Raw genomic sequence first — 20,704 nt, forward strand, 5'->3', positions numbered from 1 at the left:
CATACAACATGAAGACTGGCAATGAACTGCTCAGTATAGATAAAGACTGAGTGGATTAGGAAGCTGGCGTGGGAGGAGCTGTGGAGCTGCGACGAAGTTGGCAAAGATTGCTCGGACTATGGACGGATCGTCCTCGGCGGAAAGGCACGACCATTGCTGAGCGTTATACAATACAGGAATTGCTGGGTATGGGGAGCTATGGGCTGACATACCTGTGTACAGATGACCAGAACGGCAGGGAAGTGGCATTGAAGGAGTCCAAACCTAGCAAGGGCAGACTCTCTGCGCACCTGTTGGAGCGGGAGGCGGACGTGATGAGACGTCTGCATCATCCGGCGATCCCTGATCTATTGGATGTGTTCACATCTGGGAGACGAAGTTATATCGTTACCGAGTATATTCGTGGACAGACGCTGGAAGATTGCATATTTGAGCAAGGTCTTCGATATACGGAGCGGGAATGTGTGGAATTGGCAGGTCAACTGCTGGTTCCAGTGGCTCATGTGCATGAGCAGGGATATATTCATGGAGATGTGCGGATTCCCAATGTTATTTTACGTGGAGGGACGGTGCATCTGATTGACTTTGGCCTGGCGAGACGCTTGGGGGAGCCGTTGTTGCCGGAGCTAAAGCGACGTATGCGTGAAGTCCCTGAGCCTGAAGATGAGCCGGCTACACCGGATCATGATTTGCAGGATATCGGCCACTTTCTTCTCTTTATGCTGTATTCGGCTTATGAGCCAGAGAAGGGCCGTGAACCCGCCAGCTGGCAGGAGGAACTGAAGCTTACGCCGGAATTGCACCAGATGCTGGAGCGACTCCTTGGACTCCGTCCAGGTTATGAGGGTGGAGCGACGGAGTTACAGGCAGAAATTGAGAATGTGTTGCTGAAATTACAATGAATAAGCTCTATAGGCGGACCTATATTTGTTATCCGTGACCTCTTCGTATTATATCTGCAGGGGTCTTTTTCCTTTTTTTTCTGAAAATGCAAAACGTATCAAAACAGTGGGTTAAATGATATAATGGATAACAATTACACGTTGAAGGAGGCGATTCATCTTATGCTTAAAAAACTGGAAGGCGATCATGCCGAATTATTCAAAACATGGTTTCATAGCAAAAAAGACACCATTGTGGATATTGAAGGTAAGCATTATTTAATCAAGCCGCTGGAAAACGTGGTTCAGGAAGAAATAGAAAGTGATCTGGAGCTCAAAGCTTTAATTATGCAAGCCAAAAAAGATATTTCTTCGGGTAGGGTCTACTCTACAGATGATATAATTGACGCAATTGAAAAAGGGAATTTATAGATGTTGATCCAGTGGACACCTTCAGCAAGACAGGCTCTCGCTCAAATCAGAAGTGTTCGTTTCACTCAGGAAGAGACAAAGCTCTATAAGATTGAACTAGTTCGAAGAATTGAGATGAAAGTGGCTGTCATGGCGGAATCCATGCCAGCTCAGGAACCATCCTGGCAAGGGACGTACCGGATATTAGTTGATAAATTTAAAGTGTATTATTCGTTCTCCCTGGATAAGCGAATTTGCTATATTGAAGCATTAAGACATCAAAATCAGCAAAATTGATACATACTTATATAGAAACAATAAAGGGGTGTTCTGTTAGCCGTGTGTATGGCTGGCGAACACCCCTTTATTACATATTCATTTATTGTAGGGTCCAATAAGCTGGTGTGATCATTACTCTTTAAAAGCAGTCGTGAAAGCCGCTTAGCTGGAGCTATATTTTCTGCTTTTGTAATACCCGGAGCCACTGCGGCTATCCCGGTATTTCACATCCGAAGAAGAATAACGCTTGTAGGAACGCTTGCCTGAGGAACTGCTGTGACGTTTATATGAGCGCCTGTCTGAGGAGCTATGACGTTTGCGGTGAGATGAAGATTTGGAATCGATAAGTTTGCCGATAATCTTTTTGAACATGAGCTTTCACCCTTTCGACTTCAACTGTTTTAAGCATATACGTGGCCAGATATGGAGGGGTTTCGATTTTTTCATGGATAATTGTATTCAATGGACAGGAGCTTGGCGTATAATAGGATGTTGCTGATTGCGCGGAATTTTTTATTTTGAGTGTTTAGCGTTACAATAGAGGACAGGATAAGATTTTAACGGACAGGAGTAGTTGTTATGATTACAATAAAGACCAAAGAACAGATTGAATATATGAAAAAAGCCGGAGAAATTCTCGCCGCATGCCATAGAGAAATTGCAAAGATGATTCGTCCAGGCATTACGACACAGGAGATCGACCAGTTTGCAGAAGCTTTTATGAAGAAAAATGGCGCTACGCCGGAACAAAAGGGATATAACGGATACCAATATGCGACATGTGCGTCGGTTAATGATGTGATCTGTCACGGGTTTCCGGGAAAATATGCATTGAAAGACGGCGATATCGTTACAATCGACATGGTCGTTAATCTGAATGGCTGGCTGGCGGATTCGGCTTGGTCATATGCCGTAGGTGAAGTGACTCCGGAAGCACAACATCTGCTGGATGTAACCAAAAACTCTCTGTACAAAGGCATTGAACTTGCCGTGGTGGGCAACCGGATCGGAGATATCTCCAATGCGATTCAAGTGTATGCAGAAGGTGAAGGCCTATCGGTTGTGCGTGAGTTTATCGGACACGGCATTGGTGAGAAGATGCATGAGGAACCACAAGTCCCTCACTACGGTCCGCCTCATCGGGGTCCGCGTCTCAAGGAAGGCATGGTTATTACGATCGAACCGATGCTGAATATTGGTACGTTCCGAAGTAAGCTGGATTCAGATGGATGGACTGCTCGTACTTTGGATGGAAGTCTGTCTGCCCAGTATGAACATACGATTGCGATTACGGCGGATGGTCCAGTGATTTTGACAGCACAATAATAGCCAAAAGCAGCTACAATGTGACGATATTTGCATATTTCAAGGCGGCCCACGTTTGTGAACCGCCTGTTTCGGTTTAAACTATTAAGAAGTGATAACACAGAGCCAGTGGTAAGTGATCTCAGCTGACAAGGGTTAACCTTGCGTCCACTTGGCAACAAGGAGGTAATTTTGGTGTCTTTAAATAAACAGATCGTACTTGCTTCTCGTCCCGAAGGTGCCCCATCCAGAGAGAATTTCAAATTCATTGATGCACCTCTTCCTGAACCGGAAGCTGGGCAAGTCCTGGTACGTACATTATATTTGTCGGTTGATCCATACATGCGGGGCCGCATGAAAGATACAAAATCCTATGCTGCACCGTACGCGTTAAATGAAGTGATTAAGGGTGGAGCCATTGGACAGGTTGTGGAATCTTCGGAACCGAATCTGCGCAAAGGTGACCTCGTATCCGGTATGTGGGGCTGGCAGCAATATGCCGCAGTGAATACGGCTGATCTTTCGCTAATTGATACCGAAGAAGCACCAATCACGGCTTACCTGGGTGCGCTGGGCCTGACGGGTCTGACAGCTTATTTTGGTATGGAGGACATCGGCAAACCGAAGGACGGCGAAACGGTTGTTGTATCGGGAGCAGCCGGAGCGGTAGGCATGATTGCAGGTCAGATTGGTAAAATTGTGGGAGCACGCGTGGTTGGTATTGCAGGCTCTGATGAGAAATGCGCTTATTTGAAAGAAAAGCTGGGCTTCGACGTGGTGTTGAACTACAAGAAGGAGCAGGATATGTCAGCGGCCATTGAACGGGCTTGCCCGGACGGCGTAGATGTCTACTTTGACAATGTTGGCGGTGACATCTCGGATGCAGTCTTGCGCCACATCAATCGGAATGCACGTATTCCGTTATGCGGTCAGATTTCGTCTTATAATCTGGAGAAGCCGGATATCGGGATGCGACCACAGACGTTGCTGTTAACAAATACAGCATTAATGAAAGGTTTCCTGCTGGGTGACTATACGAAATCCTTCAAGGAAGGCCGCGCCAAGTTGGCGAAATGGATCAAGGAAGGTCATATCCAGTATGAAGAAAACATTGTGGACGGGTTCGAACAGACGCCGGAAGCATTCATGGGTCTCTTCTCGGGAGATAATCTGGGCAAGCAACTGGTTAAGGTTGCAGATCCTGAATAGATATTGAATGGTTTACATGTACAATTAGGTTGAAAACGAAAAGACACGTTCTGCACACCGAGGGTGTAGCAGAACGTGTCTTTTTTATCTGTAAATCTGTGCGTGGTCTATGTAGGGTGACTAGTGTTCGGCGACCAGCACTTCTTTGTAGTGTTTGTACATATATACACGCCAGCGTACAATCATGCCAAAAGCCAGCAGGAAGAACAATCCGCCTGTTTGCGGAATACTTACATATCGCTGAATGACTTCATGCAGGATCAGGCGTACGGCCAGCAATCCAAGCAAGATAAAAGCAAAGCTGCGAGAACGTGTGGCAAAAATTTCTTCACCTACTCGTTCAAACCGTGTACTGCGAATGAGGGGATAGGAGAAGAGGAACCAGCCCACCAGAAACGCAAAGAATGCCCAGAGTAGAGGAACATGTGTTGCTGGTACAACAAACATGAGAAATCCTGTGCTCATGCCGAGCGGAGGAATAAGGATTTTACGAATGGTCACCGGTCTGTGACTGGCTTTCATGCGGATGAAGATGGCAAGCAGTGCCATGACAAGCATGCCCACGGTTGCTCCGATTTGCAGGTAGTACGGACTGATTTGAGCCACGTAGAACTCCCTCTTTCTGGAATAATATGTTATCCGGAGATCCGGAACCCAATACGAATTGCCGGAATTTTCAGTTCCTATTATATCACAAACGCAGAAAGCCGATAGAAAGCTTAGTGTATCATATACCCGATATGTATTCACAGGGTGTATTTGAAAATTTTGTATTATTGTGCCCGTTGTAAGGCTGTTTATTCGATTAAGGGGAAATCATGCAATGATTGGACAACAATGGATGTATATCAAGCTTATCGGCTCACATCATAGAGGGTGGCTTGCAGGTAATACAGATTGGTTAGTACATGTGGTCAGCCTCATATGTGCAAGTGTACTAGCTTTTTTGCTGGTTATCTACAGTTACATCTTATGGATGAAATATAGCAGTAGGCACAGGGAAAAGGTTAAGACGGTACTGATGCAGGAATTACTTTCCGAAGATTCAGTGTTACAGCAGTATCTGGGCCAAGGAGAAGTGAAAGCTGACTTACTGAATATGAGTGGAGATCAACAGAGTGTTTTGCAGCAGCTGTTATTGCAACGGCTTGCTCAAGGTCCGGTAGAGCACGAGACTCTGCGAATTCGTCTGTTATCCTGGCAAGTCTTTGGAAGTTCATACCGGTCGGTTCTGAAGTCGGGAAAGTGGAGTGAACGGGTCAACACGTTGTTATATATTGAACAGTTTCATATGATAGAGCTTCTGCCCAGGTTAGAGGATATGCTGCGGGTTACTTCCTGTACGCCGCTTGAACGCTTCATCATATTGCGCATATATGCCAGAACCGGTTATTTCAGAATCGTGAAGGAATTGATGCGTGAGCAATATGTATGGTCCGATTCGCAGTATCTGCAGATTCTGCTGTTGCTTACCGATTCATCCTGGACTCGTCTGAAGGATCATTTCAAGGAGGTACCTTACCAGATCCAGTCTAATATCGTCCATGCCATTCGTATTCGGGATGACCAGACGGAGGGTGCCGTTATCCTACTGGAGAAGCTCATTCTTGGAGAGGATGCGTTGCTGCGTACCCTCGCTTATCAGGCATTGGCTCAAGTGAGCAGAGGTCGCGAAGAGTTGCTGAAGGGGCTATTGCTGGTATGGAACGAATCTGGTGAGGAGAGGCAACGCTCTGAAAGACTAACAGTGACCCAGCTTATGGGTACTGTTCATGCGGATGCTTTTATTCCTAGACTGAAGGTAATGATGGGTGATCCTTCTTTTCAGATCCGACAGGAAGCGGCGAACTCTCTTGCCCGGTACGAGCAGGGACTTGAAGAGCTCCGGGATACGGCTGTAAACCATCCGGATAAATATGCAAGGCAGATAGCGGAGGAAACGCTGGAAAGGATGCAGTATGGACGAAAGATGGATTGAGATGCTGCGGAGTTTTGTTTTGGCATGTTACGAGGGGATATTTATCTATCTGGTGTTAGCGATTGTGATGTGTAGTGTTCTGGTCGTTGCTGCCGCTCGCACATTGATCCGCCAGAGGGATCTGGACCCGCTGCAATATCATGAGATGTTGGATGAAGAACTGGCTCCTGCGGTATCCCTGCTTGTTCCGGTGCGGAATAGCGAGGATACGATCGTACAGCGAATCAGCTGTCTGTTGGATATTCAGTATGCACGTTATGAGGTTATTATCATTAATGATGGATCAGAGGATGAGACCATGCGGCGTCTAAAAGAAACCTATGATCTGATGCCCATTCGGAGTAAAGTTCATTATTCGGGACTCGGTCAGGAGACGGCTCAGATTAAATGTGTCTACCAATCCAGATTACATCATCGTCTGGTTGTGATCGACAAGGCGTATGGGGGACGAATGGACTCCCTGAATGCCGGTCTGAATATCTCGCAATATCCTTATATCGCCTCTGTTGGACCCAGGACAGTTCTGGAACGGGATGCATTGGTGAAGATTATGAAGCCCGTTATGGATGCTCTCCCAGGAGAAGAGGTCGTTGCTTGTAGTGGACGAGTAGATCTCATGGCCTCCAGAAATACGAATCAAACGGATTTAACCGACAACGGCGCAAGAAGGACGGGCAGTACGTTGTTTGTAATGCAGACCATTGAATACGTGCGTGCTTTTCTGATTAGCGGTGTGGGCCTTGTTCGTTATAATATTAATGTGCTTTTATTTACGTCTGAAGTATTCGGTATATTCAAAAAGAACCGGGTGTTGGAAGTTGGAGGTTACAAGCGCGATGACCAGGTCGCTCACATGGAACTGGTGATGCGGTTACAGAAACATATGAAGCAGATTCGGGAACGTGGCCGTATTATATATATTCCCGATCCGATCTGCAGGGTAGAAGTACCCGGTACATGGCATCAGCTGTGCAGACAGCGTATCGGTTGGCACATGCAGCTTGCAAGCAGTCTATGGACTCAGCGGAGCATGATCTTCAATCCGGCCTATGGCTGGATGGGGATGGTATCCATCCCGTATTTTATTTTGATCGAATTGTTGGGGCCTGTGTTGGAACTGGGAGCGATCGTGCTGTTCATTGCAGGCATAGGGCTACAGTGGGTGGATATTAACCTATGCATCATTCTCGTTCTGCTACTGACCCTCTATGGTTCCTTGTTGTCCGCAAGTGTGGTGATGTTCGAAATATGGTGTTCACGCAAGGTATATACGTCCCGAGAGGTGACACGTCTGCTGTTGTATGCATGTACGGAGACGTTCTGGTTCAGACCGCTGAATAACATATCCCGTATATATGGCATGTTGCAGGCTATGGGATTGCGGAAGGCAGAGGAAAAGGACAGCAGACATGGATTAGGGTAATCTAACGATCGATCCTGACAATACCTTGGAACAGAGCAAGGAGGAATACGCTTCATGAAAAAAAGTTACAGGCCAGCCACGATGTGGACGTTGGCTTGTTTTACAGTGGTATCGGTGGTGCTGGTTGTCCCATGGATTATGTGGCAATCCCAGGCCCCGGTTTCACTGAACATCATGATTATTGACAAGAGCAGACCGGACTTGTCCTATCAGGGGCACAAGGGGTTGGTTTGGCTTCTGAATCAACAGAAGATTGTACAGCACACAGGGGAATACTACTCGTATGAAGAGGATTATTACGGTTATGATCTTCAGAACGGGCTTCCACGGATGAAGCAACTGCTGCCTGATGAGGTGACAGATACGGATCTGATCTATCTGACGGCGAATCGGAGTAGTCTGTCTGCACAGAAGAGTGAAGGGAAACAAGGCGGAATCTATGAAGGATTAACGATATACGATGTGCAGAAAATCCGCGAGGCTGCGTATAAAGGGGTAACGATTGTTGCCGAATACAGTGCATTGGCAAATACGGCTTCCAAGATGACAAGAGAGCAACTATACCCCATCTTGGGTGTGGACAGCAGTGGATGGCAAGGGAAATCGGTATCTAATCTGCAAAGTATAGAAGAAGTACCTCGTTGGATTCGGACGAACTATGAGCAGCAAGAGAAGAAGAAATGGTCTTATCACGGAGCGGGTATGTTGCTGATCCATATGGATGGACAGGTCATGGTACTGGCGAAAGGTCCGGATGTGAAGACAGGCAATCTACAGATTGCATTTACACCGGAAGGCAGTGATTGGAGCGGCATAACCCAGGATATACATTATAGTGGCTGGTTCGATATCATTGTGCCGCAACAGAAGAACTCCATACTGGCCTGGTATAAGACGGATCTGACGGAGACAGGTGAGCAGAAGCTGGTGGATGCAGGAATTCCTGCGGAATTTGCTGCACTGGTCCGGTACGACGACTATAATCGGTCGTATTACATGGCAGGGTCCTTTGGAGAGATGAAGCATTATTCCTTCTGGCGCCGAATCCGGGGATGGGAGGTCGTCCGGTCCAAACTTACGCCAGATCAGAAAGATATTCCGGACATGTTCTACTGGAAAGTGTACGTGCCCGTGATGAAGCATATTTTGAATGAAGTGCAGGATGGACGGCAACAATGGCCATAGATAGATTATCGAGAACCGTTTCGATGGAAAAAGGGAAGCCAAAGTCCATTCCACCTTTCGAGAGGAACGGGAGATGTACATAATAGAGAAGTGCGTGTTGTGAGTGGCAAAAGTGTGGTTGAGAGACAGGGCGGATCAAGTAAGGATCAGATTGCCAGGTGAAATGGGACTGGGACTGGGAGATTGAATACGTTTCAGACCCTTTCCACCATGAACAATGGGAGTTGTAGCTAGATCCGAAACAAGAATTATCCCGCTGCGGCGTACATGTAGTGAGATCTATTAAATGATTCGTATTAGGACACGTATTAAAACAAGTACTAAAGTGTGCATCACGACCAGGGTAAGCTCCGTATCTAGAATCGCAACAATGTGTGCACTGAACTGTAGCGTGATGTATACATGAATACTAATAAAACATGTACCACTATGTGCATTACGAGCAAGGTAAGCTCCGTATCGAGTATCGCCCCAATGTGTGCACAAACTATAGCGTGATCTATACATGAATAGTAATAAAACATGTACTACCATGTGCATTACGAGCAAGGTAAGATCCTTATCTAGTCATGTACCCGCATCCGCTTGATCAATACAATTTGGAGCATGATCGCTCCGTATTTAGCTCCATAACACAATGTGTGTCTGGACTTATGCGCCAATATGATGAGTGGACGAGTGTCTATGGCATCGTGATCTGAAGCACCGTACGTAGCACATTCTAACGAACTGAGCACATCTTATTTGTCCTAATTTGGTACGTTGGTAAATGTAACGAATCACAGACAGGTTAAATGACGGAATATACTCATTATTCCTGTCCCGCAGCCAGTTTTCTGCGAAATAGGACGTGTGGAGTTCGTTGAAATTGTAAAGAAAGAAATTATAAAGAACACAAGCCGATGAAAGATGAATTCAAAGTGGATGTTAATGTGTTAAAAGTCATTGGCGCAACTATAACATTATTACTGTCAAAATCTATCTATGGGATGTACCCAGTACACGGCAATGAAAAAGGACTGCAGATCCTCTGCAGTCCTTTTTCATGATGCAATGCGTGGCTTAACTAGTCCTGGTGAAGATGCCGGAGTCCGTGCAGGAAGGCGGATACGGTCAGACGCAGACTTTCGTCCGGATCAAAGTCCATGCCGAAGCCGCCCTGTGCCTCAATGGAGGCAAATCCATGGCAGAGGCTGCGCAAACCACGAACGGCGTGCAATGCTTCCGCTTCGGTGAGCGGGTAGGGCTGCAAGCTGTGCAGCAGCAACTCCAGCGTGGCTGTGCTGGCCGCGGCGAGCTGTGGCTCCTCGCGGTCCGGGGCATGAAATGAGGCTTCGTACAGCCCGGGGTGCTCGCGGACGAAGCCAATGTATGCCGCAGCGATGGCCTGAATGGCATCATCGCCAGTGCGGTCAGCGATAGCCGCGGTTAATGCGCGGCTAAGCTGTTGCACGGACATCAGCGCCATTTCCTGGCGAAGCCCGGGAAGTCCGCTGATGTGGTTGTAGAGCGACGGCGAGCGCACATCCAGCCGCTGTGCCAACGCGGCCAGTGTCAGCGCCTGAAAGCCGTCGCTGTCAGCAAGCTGGGTGGCGGCGCTGAGAAGAGCGCCGCGATCCAGCCCTTGCCGGGGGCTCATCGTTGCCCCCCGGCAAGATCAAACCGCTGCTGTGCATCAGCGGTTGCCGCGTGCATGGCGGCCGCGGGCTGGCGCAGCATCCGTCCGTGGCCTACAGCCAGCACGGACGGTTCCAGCTCCGCCAGGCGCTTCGCGCTGGCCAGAGCCGCTTCGCGGTTCCACGTCGCCAGCGCGGGGAACGGGAAGAGCGGGCGCACGCGGCCGGATACGGCAAGGCCGCCTTGCAGCTGGTACGCGTCGCCAGCGATGAGAACGCGGCTGCGCGTATCCATGAAGGACATATGCCCCGGCGTATGTCCTGATGAGGCAATGGCGACCAGTGAACCAATCTGGTCACTGTCATTCAGCAAGTGGTTTGGCTGGGTGCGCACCGCTTTGGGCTTAGGCACGCCGCCGCGTACCGGGGTTTGTGGCTCACCGGGAAGAAGGGAAGTATCACCCGCCAGTAACCGGGCATCTCGTCTGGAGATGAAGACCTCGGCTTGAGGCAGTGCCTCTTTGAGACGATCCAACGCACCAATATGGTCGCTATGAGCGTGAGTCAGAATGATCTTGGTAATGGGTTTTCCAAGGGACTGGGCAGTTGCCAAAATCCCCTTAAGACTGACCGGTATTCCGGCATCAATCAGGGTTAAACCATCTTCCTCTTCAACCAGGTATACGTTCACAGGGAAGAGTCTTGGGAAAAACGTAACTTGAACGACATCAAATTCTCGGGTAATACGCATCGTTAAACCCTCCTTAAAACTAATGGTATTAGTATAATAACTAATGGGATTAGTTTTAGCAATACCTGTTGTTCATTTTATTTAAATAAAAAAAATTTAAAATAATGATGCACTTTACAAAAAAAGCGTTTTCAAATTGGAGATTACCGATTATAATAATCACGTAAGCCCTTTCATATGTCTATCTTATTGGAGCCCTTCGCGTAGCGGAAGGCTCACTTTTTTGTTCTTTTTGGATTAAAATGAAGACGGGATGTTAATCCTAGCTTAATTGTGTTGATGAGCTGTAAGTATTGGTATAACAGGAAAAATCACGTTTGATCTCCATGCTGGGTGAAAGTTGACAAACATAACTGTTATTCATATAATGACAGTTATACTTACCTTGAGTTGGAGTTCATCGGTGTTGTAAGCCGGGAAGGAGTAAGTTATGAACAGTGAATTTACCATAGCGGTGCATTGTCTTGTTTTTCTGTCGATGAGAGATGAGTGTATGGCCAATAGTGAAGATTTGTCCCAGAGTGTGGGTACACACCCGGCCAGAGTCCGTAAGGTACTTAGTGTTCTGCGCAAGCATGGTTACCTGACGACCAAGGAAGGTGCTCATGGTGGGTACTTGCTTAGCCGTCCAAGTGAAGAGATCAAGCTGGGAGAATTGTACAGACTGGTAGCTGGTGGTTCACTCGGTCCCAACTGGTGCTCAGGGGAGTCCGGTTCATCATGCGTGGTATCTTCCAATATGCAGGATGTGATGGGGAACATATATAACGGAGGCGAAGAGGCGCTCAGCGCTTATTTTGATCGTATATCCATTCAGGATGTGAAAGAACGCATAGGTCATGGGGAAACGTTAAACTTATCGCTGAAGGGATTATCTGCAAAGGAGAAGTCCTGACGGAGTCCACAACGAATGTTCCTCCATGAATAGGGTCTTGGTTTAGTCAGGCATGGTGGACAAGTTACGGCATGGGCGTATGCTCCGGTGAAAGATCCATTGATGTTCTCAGGCGATTCCGGGCATAACCTGAACACAGATGAGGAGAGATTATCTGCGCTGATGTTATTTTCGGAAGGAAAATCCCTGGTAGAGTAAACTTCGAGATCACCTTGCGAAAGTAAAAGAAGTATAAACAAACTAGATTCTGGGGAGTGGAACACATGTCAGGCATTGAAAAAAATGAAACACTTCGCGTTATTAGCGAACGCCATGCTGTCAAAAAGTACGAAAAAGGGTTTGAATTGCCTGAAGCTGATCTCAATGCGATTCTGACAGCAGCTGCGGAAGCACCATCTTCATGGAACCTGCAACACTGGAGATTCCTCGTGATTGAATCCGAAGCAGACAAAGCGAAAATGCTGCCAGTTGCTTACGGTCAAAGTCAGATCGTGGAAAGTTCGGTTACGATTGCTGTTCTTGGAGATTTGGAAGCAAACCGTAACACTGTAATCTACGATCAAGCTGTTGAAGCAGGCGCACTGACTGCTGAGGTTCGTGACGCATTGGTTGGACAGATCAACGGTGCTTACCAAAGCCCGCAAATCGCTCGCGATGAAGCGATCCGCAATGCATCTTTTGCTTCCCAAAATATTATGATTGCTGCACGCTCCCTGGGTTACGATACATGTCCAATCGGTGGATATAATCCACAAAAACTGATGGAAACATTCAACATTCCTGCACGATTTGTGCCAACATTGTTGATTACTGTAGGTAAAGCTGCACAGCCAGCTCGTCCGTCAGGACGTTTACCGTTGTCTGAGGTAGTTGTTAAAGGTTCTTTCTAAGTTAGAAAGTTAAATCTGATGATTGCATCAGTGATATAGGTATAATACAAACGGCCGCATTTTCCTGTTGAGGGAAGGTGCGGCCGTTTGGCATATTGGGGTTGTATGGAAAAGTCCACTCACGGTGACTCCAATCGAGCGGATTCACCACTCAAGTGAGTTCTTAGCTTCCATCATGAAATGATTACTTCTCAGGTGTTTCCGGGATTTGTGGTGCATGGAACGATTCCATGTACTCGATTGCGTTATACATCATCACTGCTGCTTCGGCGCGAGTAATCGTTTGTTTGGGATTGAAGTTTCCGTCGGCATCCAGTTCATTGATTTTGAGAACGAGTGAACGCTGAATGGCACCTTGATACTCTGGCGTAAGTTCCTGTTCGTCGGTAATGTCCACAGGTTTGATATTAATCATCGGCAGACCGCCTTTGGCCTCGATGCCTTGCATCAGGAACAGTGTGAATTGTTCTCGAGTAAGCGGTTTGGACGGATCGATATTCTGTGACATCTGAATGCCATTATATTGTGCACGGATAAATGCATCACTGTACCATACGCCATCTTTTACAGCAGAGAAGTAGTCACTTGGTACCGGCATTTTGATAAAACGAATCGTGTCCAGATTCAGATTCAGGCCGTCCGCAATCAGTTGAATGCCCTGAGCGGTATTTAACTCCAGTTCAGGTTTGAACAAGCTGTCACTCACACCTTTGATGAATCCATCTTTATGGAGAGATTCGATTTTGTCTGCGCCTGCGATACCTTGAATATCCGTGAATTGGGCCTGCGCAGCGTTGATCGGGCCTGCACTTAGAGACAGCGTGAGCAGAGCTCCCGCAGTTAATGTAGCAAGTATATTTTTTTTCATGATAGGCTCGCCTCACTTTTCTAGGGATGATCCCTTTATATAAAAGTTATTTGCCCCTATAGACGACCCTTCTGTTCAAAAGGTTGCTGGAATTTTCCAACTGAATTCATAATCATTCAGATAGGGCTAAGTGAAGGCACTGCCTCTAACCTTTGGATTTATTTCGATAATCCGTGGGTGAACGTCCCATCATTTTGCTGAACAGACGGGAGAAGTAGTACGGGTCTTTGAATCCAAGCTCGGAGCTGATCTGCTTCACGGTCCAATCGGTAAAATCCAGATAGCGGCAGGAATGCTGAATCTTCAGCCGCAGGAAATAATCGATGGGCGAATGCCCTGTAGCTTGCTTGAATAACTGAGAGTAATGAGGGACAGACAGCCGCGCGTGAGCTGCCAGTTCCTTGAGGGTGATTCCATTCTCTAGGTGCTTCAGCATATATTGAACGGATTGTTCGGCCGCACGTTTGCTGCTCACGATCCCACCATCTGTTCCTGTCGTCTCCGGTCCATAAGCGAGCATACCAAGCATATAACCGATAATCTGGGAGGCATATGTCATCGTCTGCATGGAGTAACCCGTCTCTAACGCGCCGTAACATTCATGGAACAGCTCAAGCCATTTCTGAGCCTTGGTCGGTGGCATGGTAGTAATATGATGAGTTAACAAGGGTTCTATGTAGTCTAAAGCGTGTTCCCCACGCAGATGAATCCAGAAGATGCTCCATGGTTCAGCTGCGTTGGCTCCGTACACATGAGGGACATGTGCAGGTAATATAACGAGGTTTCCCGGGCTGACATCATAAGTCTTGCTGCCATCCATCGTATACCAGCCTGTGCCTTGGGCACAGTACATCAGAATGTGTGATTCACAACCATCGGGACGATCACGGTAATGATGCTCCGCTTCGTGAAAGTAACCGATATCGGTAACATATAATCCGGACGTGACCGGATAAGCTGCGGTTTCTTGCAACAGGGAGTCCGGCAGCACAATGAGTTTTTGCATACGAAATCCGTCAGATTTACGCAGTAGGGGTGGTCTGTTGTTAGGTCTCATACTTTGTATTATGGTGAGAGACGATAAGGGAGTCAATGCCAGATATGAGAGCGCTCACCGGAGGTGTTCTCGATTTAGAAAGCCACGTTACAGGAAGTGAAGCAGTTGCCCGTGAATTGGGTAAGTACATACCAGTGGGAAGAATCAGAACAGTGAATATACAAGATAAGGGAGAGATTTAGTTATGGAACCAGTCACAACACAGGAAAAGCTTTTCTACACAGGGACGTATGCGTCAGCGGATGAACCCGGAATATTCCTATGTGCGTTGAATGCGGATACAGGAGAGATGCGAATCGTCAATCACATGGATGGTGTGGATAATCCGTCTTATCTGGCGCTAAGCCCGGATGGAAACTGTCTGTATGTGGCGAGTGAAACGGACGAGGGAGAGGTGTTGGTTTATCGGAGAGATGCGGCAACGAGTGAGCTACACCTGATGGATCGAAAACAGACCAGAGGGGCTTCTCCATGTTATGTGTCTGTCTCCAAGGATGGTCAGTGGGTGTTCTCATCCAACTATAGCAGCGGCAGTGTCAATGTATTCCCGGTTGGCGATCAGGGGACGCTTGGTGAGATGAGTGCATGGGTGGAGCACACGGGAAGTGGAATCAACGAAGAACGCCAGGAAGGGCCGCATGCACACTCCATTCAACCCGATCCGTCGGGACAGTATGCTGTCGTATGTGACCTCGGTCTGGATCAGATCATTGTGTATCGGTTGGAAGAGGGACGTCTGGTTACCCATCGTGAGATGGATCAGCCACCAGGCGCAGGGCCAAGGCATCTTGTGTTCCATCCCAACTCGAAGTGGGCTTATGTGATCAACGAATTGGACAACACGGTTACGGCATTCCTGTACGATGAGCGCAGAGGGGAGTTCACTACGGTGCAGCACATTTCCACACTTCCAGAAGGGCATAAAGGAGAGGGTACGGCTGCAGACATCCGTGTATCTCCATGTGGACGTTTCCTGTATGCATCCAATCGGGGAGATGACAGCATCGTGCTCTATCATATTGACCAAGAGAGCGGTAAGTTGGAAGCCGTAGAGTGGACGTCCACGATTGGGCAGACACCGCGTAACTTTAATATTTTGCCAGGTGGGATTCTGGTCGTGGCGAATCAGGACAGCAATAACCTCGTAGGTTTCCAGATCAGTGAAGAAGACGGACGTCTGACGCATAACGGGTTCAAGCTAGAACTGCCTCGTCCGGTATGTATTGCGCCTGTGGTATAAAAGTGGTCTATAAGCTGTAAAATCATGGAGAAACACATGGTTTTACAGCTTTTTTAGGCTTTTTATGCGAACATGGGAATCGTCCCATATCCGTGAGTCAGTTGATTGCGACTCCAGTCGAATGGGCAACGGCTAACCGAAGGAGAAATCCTTTGGTTTTTTTCATGTACCACCATCCAATTACTAAATTAGACCTATAGATGGAATTATATGTTTAATTTAAAATGAATATATTAAAGCGCTTACATAAAAAGATGGCGCTACAAGGGCATCGGGCTTACCAAACCAATTGGGGAGGCAATTGTTTATGGGGAATCGATCATCATTGTGGAAGCGCACATTACGTACAGCCGGAGTATCACTGCTAAGTTCCGCGTTACTGGTTACTTCGCTTGGCCTTGGCAGCACGGCGGTAACACATGCAGCGGGAGCAAGGCAGATGGAATATCTGGATCGCGGTGTGGTGGCTGTGAAGACCGGGACAGGTGTGTTTGTCAGTTGGCGGCTTCTGGGAACGGAAGGATCGAATGTATCGTTTAACGTCTATCGGGATGGAACCAAGGTGAACCCTACGCCCATAACAAACAGCACCAACCTTCAGGATGCAAGCGGGACGAGCAGTTCCAAATATACGGTTCGCGCTGTCGTCAGTGGAACGGAGCAAGCTGCTTCAGCGGCTGCAAGCGTATGGGGCAATAACTATCTATCTGTACCGCTCAGTGTACCTGCAGGTGGGACAACGCCCGATGGAGTAGCCTACACCTACAGTGCCAATGATGCCAGTGCAGGTGACCTGGATGGTGATGGTGAGTATGAATTGATTGTGAAGTGGGACCCTTCCAACTCCAAGGATAACTCCCAGAGCGGTTATACAGGGGAAGTGTTTATCGATGCCTACAAATTAAACGGAACACGCCTCTGGCGGATTAGTCTGGGCAAAAATATCCGAGCGGGTGCTCACTACACCCAGTTCATGGTGTACGATCTCGACGGTGATGACAAAGCCGAAGTTGCGATGAAAACAGCCGATGGCACCAAGGATGGCACTGGCGTGGTCATCGGGGATGCAAGCAAGGATTACCGCAATTCTAGCGGATATGTGTTGTCTGGTCCCGAATTCCTGACGGTTTTCAATGGGCAGACTGGCAAAGCGCTCTCCACGGTGAACTACGAACCGGCGCGTGGCAATGTATCAAGTTGGGGGGATAACTACGGCAATCGGGTGGACCGATTCCTTGCCGCCATTGCTTATCTGGATGGAGAGCGCCCAAGTCTGGTCATGGCGCGTGGGTACTACACCCGCACAGTGCTCGTGGCTTATAACTGGCGGAATGGACAGCTGACCAAACAATGGACATTTGATTCCAATACCTCCGGTAACTCGGGTTATGCCGGGCAGGGCAATCATAATCTGAGTGTGGCGGACGTAGATGGAGATGGGAAAGACGAGATCGTTTATGGTGCCATGGCAGTGGATGACAACGGCAAAGGATTGTACACAACAGGGCTTCATCATGGCGATGCCATGCATTTGAGTGACCTCGACCCGGACCGCCCTGGACTTGAGGTATTTCAGGTCCATGAGACACCATCCAATGCTGGAGTGGAGTTCCGGGATGCAGGTACAGGCCAGTTAATCTGGGGAGTCAAAACAACAAAGGATATCGGACGCGGCATGGCGGCAGATATTGATCCAAGATATAAAGGCGCTGAAGTATGGGCAGACGGCAGTCTGTATACAGCCAAAGGGCAGAAACTCGGGACAACCCTGCCGTCCTCCACGAATTTTGGTATCTGGTGGGATGGGGATCTGCTCCGTGAACTGCTGGACAGCAACCGAATCGATAAGTGGAACTATGCTGACAGCACAACGATGAACCTGCTCACCGCTTCCGGCGTATCTTCCAATAACGGAACCAAGTCTACGCCGAATCTGCAGGCCGATCTGTTCGGGGACTGGAGAGAGGAAGTGGTATGGCGGACGAATGACAGTTCAGCACTGCGGATCTATACCACAACAGCAGTTACGGACAAACGCATCTATACGCTGATGCATGATCCGGTGTACCGTCTTGGTGTCGCTTGGCAAAATGTAGCCTACAATCAACCGCCACACACCGGTTTTTATCTGGGAGAAGGCATGAGCACACCACCGGTACCCAATATCCGGTATGCAGGCAGATGAGGAGTGGATAAGGTGTGGCTGTCCAATTCCGTTCATGTTTTCAATAGCCAGCGAAGTATGGGATTCGCTGAAGGGAGCAACGGACGCTGGTTCGTTGTTCCTCTTTTTTTTACCAATAGGCCAGAAATCCGGTAAAAATCGGAAAAAACGTTTGACAGGTATATAGACTGCCTTTATTATACGTATATAACTTACTAAACAGGTAGGAATAATAAAAAAATGAATTTGTTTTCATTGTGAAAACAGTCATTTTACAGACAGATGCAACCATGCAACCTGAACAGAATAACGTTCTCACCGTATAGACGGAGGAACACCGCAGCGCATCCTTTCCAGATGGAGCATGCACGGCCTTTAAGCCGGCATGACTTTATGGGGAGAAGTGCGCGGGGGTTCCTCCGTCTTCTTGTTTTTTACGGGGCGTTTGATCCTGTTCAGCCGGCCTGAGGTAGTCATGCAGATCTATATCGGGGGGAGTGTTATTTATGAAAAAGAGAATTCATAAGGGTATTTTGGTTGGTCTGGCACTGGTGTTAACAGGGGTACTGGCAGCATGCGGATCGGATAGCGGCGGGTCCAGTGCAGCAGGAACATCGGGGGGATCGGAAGGCGACACAGAAAAGGCCAAGGCCATCGAGCTGCTGAATGTTTCCTACGATCCAACGCGGGAACTCTATGAGCAATATAACAAAGCGTTTGCGGCGCATTGGTTGAAAGAGAAAGGCCAGGAAGTGACCATCAAGCAGTCCCATGGGGGATCGGGCAAACAGAGTCGTTCTGTTATTGACGGACTGGATGCAGACGTGGTGACGCTGGCATTGGGATACGATATTGATGCGATTGAAGATAAAGGTCTGATTAATGAAGGCTGGCAGGATAAATACGAGCATAACAGCTCTCCGTATACCTCTACGATTGTCTTCCTTGTACGTAAGGGTAATCCAAAGGGCATCAAGGACTGGGATGATCTGATCAAAGGGGATACCCAAGTCATCACCCCGAATCCCAAAACGTCCGGCGGGGCGCGCTGGAACTATCTGGCGGCATGGGGATATGCCCTTAAGCATAATAACAATGATGAAGAGAAGGCGAAGGAATTCGTTGGTGAATTGTTCAAACATGCGCCTGTGCTGGATTCGGGTGCTCGCGGATCTACAACGACGTTTGTTGAACGTGGCATTGGTGATGTGCTGCTTGCCTGGGAGAATGAAGCTTTTTTATCGGTAAAAGAGCTGGGTCCGGACAAATTCGACATTGTCGTGCCTTCGGTTAGTATCTTGGCAGAGCCGCCCGTTGCGATTGTGGACAAAAATGCAGACAAAAAAGGAAGCCGCGACGTGGCGGATGCCTATCTGAAATATTTGTACAGTGAAGAAGGACAGACGATTGCTGCTGAAAATTATTACCGCCCAACGCTGGACAGCGTGGAGGAAAAATTCAAAGATCAGTTCCCGGCACTTGAGCTGTTCACGTTGAAAGATGTATTCGGCACATGGCGGGATACTCAGGCCAAACATTTTAATGACGGTGGTATCTTCGACCAGATCTATGTTCCAGGCAGCTAAGGTTGCTCTGTTCAATGAACACCCGATCAATCGCGCTGTGAGCGGCCAACCAGCCTTACCGGCTGAAGGCAGAGAGGATGAACGTGCATGAGCAAGGTGGTTGTGGCGCGGAGACGCACATTGCCGGGATTTGGATTAACGATGGGTTACAGTGTGTTCTACCTGAGCCTGGTTGTACTTATTCCACTGGCTGCGCTGTTATTTAACTCCACAGGGCTGACGTGGGCAACCATGATGGAGGTTGCGACCAATCCCAGGGTGCTGGCTTCCTTCCAGGTCAGCTTCCTGACCGCAGGTACAGCGGCGCTGATTGATCTCGTGCTGGGGTTACTCCTGGCATGGGTGCTTGTTCGGTATGAATTTCCGGGCAAAAGGTTGTTTGATGCGGTCATTGATCTGCCTTTTGCCTTGCCGACAGCGGTAGCAGGGGTTGCTCTTACGGCGATCTATGCCGGCAATGGCTGGATTGGGCAGTTTGTAGAGCCTTTGGGCATCAAGCTCGCTTATTCACAGGCCGGGATTACGCTGGCGCTGATGTTTATTGGAATTCCGTTTGTAGTTCGCACGGTGCAACCGGTGCTGGAGGAGCTGGAGGCTGAGGTGGAAGAGGCGGCTGCCACACTGGGGGCAGGAAGATGGCGGATATTCCGCACGATTCTGTTGCCAGATCTGATTCCACCGCTGCTGACGGGTTTTGCTCTGGCTTTTGCCCGGGGCATTGGCGAATATGGCTCGGTTGTATTTATCTCAGGCAATATGCCGATGAAAACGGAGATTGCTCCCTTGCTGATCATGGCCAAGTTGGAGCAGTTCGATTATGCAGGCGCTACAGCTGTAGCTTTGTTGCTACTTCTGGTTTCTTTCATCCTGCTGCTGATCATTAATTCCTTGCAACGTTGGAGCCGGAAGGCGGGCAGAGCATGACAATGAAGCATGATGGATTATGGATACAATCAGATGTCACTC

At 48.3% G+C, this 20,704-nt stretch carries 20 protein-coding genes; 14 read left to right on the top strand and 6 right to left on the bottom strand.

The genetic code is table 11. The features are described from left to right. Positions 1–80: 80 nt before the first annotated feature. The 3 genes from MKY01_RS02665 (at position 81) to MKY01_RS02675 (ending at position 1,589) form a co-directional block, all read left to right on the top strand. Positions 81–902: a protein kinase gene (locus MKY01_RS02665; protein ID WP_339285268.1), complete on the top strand. Its 822-nt coding sequence runs from the start codon at positions 81–83 to the stop codon at positions 900–902. A 162-nt stretch (positions 903–1,064) separates the two neighbouring features. Further along, positions 1,065–1,313, top strand: coding sequence for a hypothetical protein (locus MKY01_RS02670; RefSeq protein ID WP_036672183.1), 249 nt, complete (start codon positions 1,065–1,067; stop codon positions 1,311–1,313). After that, positions 1,314–1,589 carry a hypothetical protein gene (locus tag MKY01_RS02675; protein ID WP_100528613.1) on the top strand — a complete coding sequence of 92 codons (276 nt, stop codon included), beginning with the start codon at positions 1,314–1,316 and terminating at the stop codon, positions 1,587–1,589. It abuts the gene before it with no gap. 144 nt (positions 1,590–1,733) lie between these two features. Here the strand turns inward: MKY01_RS02675 and MKY01_RS02680 are convergent, their stop codons facing one another. Continuing rightward, complete coding sequence (locus MKY01_RS02680; RefSeq protein WP_074093270.1) at positions 1,734–1,943, bottom strand: hypothetical protein; 210 nt, start codon at positions 1,941–1,943, stop codon at positions 1,734–1,736. Between the two features lie 207 nt (positions 1,944–2,150). Between MKY01_RS02680 and map the strand changes: the two genes are divergently transcribed. Beyond that, the gene (map, locus tag MKY01_RS02685; protein ID WP_036607489.1) at positions 2,151–2,897 is read left to right on the top strand and encodes a type I methionyl aminopeptidase; all 747 of its coding nucleotides are present in this window, start codon (positions 2,151–2,153) and stop codon (positions 2,895–2,897) included. Between the two features lie 174 nt (positions 2,898–3,071). Next, positions 3,072–4,085: an NADP-dependent oxidoreductase gene (locus tag MKY01_RS02690; RefSeq protein WP_036607487.1), complete on the top strand. Its 1,014-nt coding sequence runs from the start codon at positions 3,072–3,074 to the stop codon at positions 4,083–4,085. A 120-nt stretch (positions 4,086–4,205) separates the two neighbouring features. Here MKY01_RS02690 and MKY01_RS02695 read toward each other — a convergent pair whose 3' ends face one another. Beyond that, positions 4,206–4,691 (bottom strand): cytochrome c biogenesis protein CcdC, encoded by a 486-nt coding sequence (locus MKY01_RS02695; RefSeq protein ID WP_036607484.1) that lies wholly within the window; start codon positions 4,689–4,691, stop codon positions 4,206–4,208. A gap of 217 nt (positions 4,692–4,908) precedes the next feature. On the opposite strand from MKY01_RS02695, the gene MKY01_RS02700 reads away from it, so the two are divergent. The 3 genes from MKY01_RS02700 to MKY01_RS02710 are packed head-to-tail and all read left to right on the top strand — an operon-like array spanning position 4,909 to position 8,671. Further along, complete coding sequence (locus tag MKY01_RS02700; RefSeq protein ID WP_127547802.1) at positions 4,909–6,063, top strand: HEAT repeat domain-containing protein; 1,155 nt, start codon at positions 4,909–4,911, stop codon at positions 6,061–6,063. Next, positions 6,044–7,486 carry a glycosyltransferase family 2 protein gene (locus MKY01_RS02705; protein WP_127547799.1) on the top strand — a complete coding sequence of 481 codons (1,443 nt, stop codon included), beginning with the start codon at positions 6,044–6,046 and terminating at the stop codon, positions 7,484–7,486. Before MKY01_RS02700 ends, MKY01_RS02705 begins: the two co-directional genes overlap by 20 nt. 54 nt (positions 7,487–7,540) lie before the next feature. Then, positions 7,541–8,671, top strand: coding sequence for a hypothetical protein (locus MKY01_RS02710; protein WP_339285271.1), 1,131 nt, complete (start codon positions 7,541–7,543; stop codon positions 8,669–8,671). A gap of 1,066 nt (positions 8,672–9,737) precedes the next feature. Here the strand turns inward: MKY01_RS02710 and MKY01_RS02715 are convergent. Further along, complete coding sequence (locus MKY01_RS02715; protein ID WP_036607476.1) at positions 9,738–10,310, bottom strand: TetR-like C-terminal domain-containing protein; 573 nt, start codon at positions 10,308–10,310, stop codon at positions 9,738–9,740. Next, a complete protein-coding gene (locus tag MKY01_RS02720; protein WP_339285273.1) occupies positions 10,307–11,038 on the bottom strand; it encodes an MBL fold metallo-hydrolase in 732 nt (243 codons plus the stop codon). Before MKY01_RS02720 ends, MKY01_RS02715 begins: the two co-directional genes overlap by 4 nt. A gap of 430 nt (positions 11,039–11,468) precedes the next feature. Here MKY01_RS02720 and MKY01_RS02725 point away from each other — a divergent pair, with 430 nt between their 5' ends. Together MKY01_RS02725 and MKY01_RS02730 are read left to right on the top strand one after the other, a co-directional pair. Further along, complete coding sequence (locus MKY01_RS02725) at positions 11,469–11,933, top strand: Rrf2 family transcriptional regulator (RefSeq protein WP_047840338.1); 465 nt, start codon at positions 11,469–11,471, stop codon at positions 11,931–11,933. A gap of 263 nt (positions 11,934–12,196) precedes the next feature. Then, positions 12,197–12,823: a nitroreductase family protein gene (locus MKY01_RS02730; protein WP_076329674.1), complete on the top strand. Its 627-nt coding sequence runs from the start codon at positions 12,197–12,199 to the stop codon at positions 12,821–12,823. 184 nt (positions 12,824–13,007) lie between these two features. Here MKY01_RS02730 and MKY01_RS02735 read toward each other — a convergent pair whose 3' ends face one another. Then, positions 13,008–13,691 carry an S-layer homology domain-containing protein gene (locus tag MKY01_RS02735; protein ID WP_339285275.1) on the bottom strand — a complete coding sequence of 228 codons (684 nt, stop codon included), beginning with the start codon at positions 13,689–13,691 and terminating at the stop codon, positions 13,008–13,010. Positions 13,692–13,836: 145 nt separating this feature from the next. Next, positions 13,837–14,697 (bottom strand): AraC family transcriptional regulator, encoded by an 861-nt coding sequence (locus tag MKY01_RS02740; RefSeq protein ID WP_339285276.1) that lies wholly within the window; start codon positions 14,695–14,697, stop codon positions 13,837–13,839. Positions 14,698–14,932: 235 nt separating this feature from the next. Here MKY01_RS02740 and MKY01_RS02745 point away from each other — a divergent pair, with 235 nt between their 5' ends. From MKY01_RS02745 to cysT, 4 genes are all read left to right on the top strand, one after another. After that, entirely contained in the window at positions 14,933–15,988 is a 1,056-nt protein-coding gene (locus MKY01_RS02745) for a lactonase family protein (protein WP_339285278.1), read from the top strand. 307 nt (positions 15,989–16,295) lie between these two features. Next, positions 16,296–18,173 (top strand): rhamnogalacturonan lyase, encoded by a 1,878-nt coding sequence (locus MKY01_RS02750; protein WP_339285279.1) that lies wholly within the window; start codon positions 16,296–16,298, stop codon positions 18,171–18,173. A gap of 485 nt (positions 18,174–18,658) precedes the next feature. Next, positions 18,659–19,738, top strand: coding sequence for a sulfate ABC transporter substrate-binding protein (locus MKY01_RS02755; RefSeq protein ID WP_036672174.1), 1,080 nt, complete (start codon positions 18,659–18,661; stop codon positions 19,736–19,738). An 87-nt stretch (positions 19,739–19,825) separates the two neighbouring features. Next, entirely contained in the window at positions 19,826–20,662 is an 837-nt protein-coding gene (cysT, locus tag MKY01_RS02760; RefSeq protein WP_339285281.1) for a sulfate ABC transporter permease subunit CysT, read from the top strand. Positions 20,663–20,704 lie beyond the last annotated feature (42 nt).

Origin of the sequence: Paenibacillus sp. FSL R5-0486, from assembly GCF_037975155.1 — a bacterium.
In the GTDB taxonomy this organism is placed as follows: Bacteria; Bacillota; Bacilli; order Paenibacillales; family Paenibacillaceae; genus Paenibacillus; species Paenibacillus amylolyticus.